Source organism: Pseudoalteromonas sp. G5_S1_14_S5 (assembly GCF_054968605.1).
In genome coordinates this window covers 1-2,740 of record NZ_JBQKUM010000158.1, presented here as the reverse complement: position 1 = coordinate 2,740, position 2,740 = coordinate 1, and the positions used below count along the sequence as shown (strand labels likewise).

Genomic DNA, 2,740 nt, shown 5'->3' with positions numbered 1-2,740 from the left:
GGTATTTGTTATTTCTTGTCCATTCAAACTGATTTTATCGATAGAGTATTGGGTCTCGTCAGCAGATTCATAGCGAGTAAAGAAAACAAGAGCACTTGTCGTCTTTGCCATTGCTTTGTCTACTTTGTTAACATCAAAAGCACAGTTCGCAGCGCCGTCTTCAACTTCAAAAGCAATCGTAGCGCCATCTTTGGTGAACACAAACTTGGTTATTTAAGTGTAAGCGGGTATTTCTACCCACCTAGTCCTTTACTGGTCTGTCGCTACACGGCAGCAGTTCACTAACATTGCAAACGCCTAGTCAATAACCTGTAGGTGAACGGTTACCCCGAAAACGGCAAATGGGCTGCGTCCTCAGCCAGCGTTCGCCGTCGTTTTGGCGACCAAATGCTCTAGCTATGAACAATATCAGCATACTGTATATAAACATCAAGCTAACACTCCCTCCACTTACTTCAATTGGCATTCTTCCTTCAATTGGCGTTGTGGACTTTTTATTGAGAACATAGCTTGGGTCGTCTATTTGACCATTTCGAATACCGTCGTTGTCATGACGCCCTCCATCTTTTATTGTTACTTCAAGGCAATGAGCACCTTCAGCCAAGGTGTCGACATACTCTTCTGAGCCAGGCGGTGGACAAAAACCAGGCTCACCGACCGCATACCGTAAACCACTACCAGGCTCTGTGATGTCAAAATCAAACCACCCTTCTTTATCCGAGTACTTTCGTAATACGCTGTTTATTGTAAACGGTGATGTAAGAGGTAAAACAACGGTGACACTGTCATTAATGACATTTGTTACAGTAAAATTCTGAACATTACTTGCAACATAAACCTCTAGGTTTTCGTCATCTGGAGGTAATTTAAAAATATCGTTAGGGTCTTCACCCAAATCAACGACATTCACAAATGGGCTGTAACTGCCCACACTTTCCGATACCAGGCCCAACTTTAAGCAACTACCAGGGGTTGATTCCAATACATAACCACCTGTTGTTGCAACTTTATCGTTGTCGATAACTTGCAATTCGCAGACATCAACACTATCGAGATAATCTGGGATCAAGTCACCGTCACTATCAACAAATCCTTCATCTTTATCTGAAATACCGTCTCTATCACTATCCTTATCAAAAGATAGATCTTGAGGCTCTATAACACGCAGTAACGCTTTACCTATGATGGGTGGAATATCTGAATTAACTGGCTTCCCTATATACTCAAACTCATGACGCCCAATTGATAGAGCCTTGCCTATTGCGAGCGGATTGTTATTCATGGTGTTACCAATGAACTCAGCGTTCTCCCCAAAATGACGATAATACCATTCAAACTCTATGTCGATTGCGAATTGAGCAATGGTAGCAGCCACTGATAACTCTTCTACCAACTCTGGGTAGGCAAGCGTCACGATTTGACTGTCACGATCAATAACATTCGCTTCAATAACAGGGATCGGCGCACCTTCATTTATGTCAATCTGAACCGAGTCATATACCCCTTTATTGACAGACAGATCGAGATTCACCACTACAGTTTCTGTACCTTCAATCACATCGTCAGCATAAACGTCAAATTCCATAGATGCCGTACGACCTTTTTCAATAGACAGTATCATTGTTGGCGATAATCCGTGGTCGTTACCATCACTGCTTGAGGCTTCTTGCACAATGTTCAATGGAATATTAACTGGATAATCCGGCGCCAATCCATTAAGTCTTATGGTTAATATGGATTTCTCGCCTTCATAAGCAATTCTTTTTTGTTCGATATTAACCTGAGGATTTACCTTGAATAGTTGACCGGCAATGGATTCTCGCCCTTGATCATCTATAGCGATCCAATACACCACTTGATTACCAGAACGAATTCGAGGTGTACCATCGATTGCTACCGAGACTGGATTGCCTAAGATGTCAACAGCACTAGGAGAAAGTGCATCGATTCGAGTGAATAGCCCTTCAGCATCGATTTCTATCGGGCTGATATTATTAAACACAGGCGCATCAGCATTTGTACTGCCTGAAGTCAATTTTAGCAATTCGTCAAAAACATCGCCATTAACGTCGTTCCACTGGTAATTTATGTAGAATTGCTCCGGTACATTCGCCGGCGCATGGAATAATATCCTGTTATCAGCAATGGCGATTTTACCGAAGCGTGATGATACATCGGCTAAACTTGCACCAGTCGTTAATGTGACAGGAATAAATTCAAGTACCTCACCCGAGACAACAACAACACTGTCATCTTTACCAACATTTAAAGTTCTTGATGGTTGTATGCCAGCATCGGGGATACCATCACCATTTAAGTCTACCGAGGAAAACTTGTCTGCGGGAAAAGCGTCAAGATGATTGGCGACACCATCACCATCCATGTCCTTATCCCAGTCATCAATAATGCCGTCGCCATCCATATCGTTTTCTAAACTAGGAATATTGACTGTATCAACTAATGCTTGAATATCATCAAAGGCGTTAACCAATTTATCTTTTAATCCTTGGTTAATCTCACTGAGGTTTGTATCAGATACTGCCATGATACCGACAGTCTCATACTCCAAGCTTGATGGTGGTGTTTTCGTTGGATCATTAAGGTAGTCGTTGATGATATTATAAGCAGAAACGTAATCTTGGATACTCTCAAGACTTGTCAATTCACCAGATGTAATTTTATTAATGACTCTGTCCAAGCTGCTATCATCGAGCCCAGAAACCCCTGCAACCTCGAGCTT

2 protein-coding genes are annotated in these 2,740 nt (G+C 42.1%); both read right to left on the bottom strand.

Annotated features, from left to right (window positions below; genetic code table 11):
- The coding region (locus tag ACTRWI_RS22210) for a hypothetical protein (RefSeq protein WP_499133867.1) at positions 1 to 201 on the bottom strand (201 nt) is incomplete at its 3' end.
- 100 nt (positions 202 to 301) lie between these two features.
- The coding region (locus tag ACTRWI_RS22205) for a choice-of-anchor U domain-containing protein (protein ID WP_499133866.1) at positions 302 to 2,740 on the bottom strand (2,439 nt) is incomplete at its 5' end.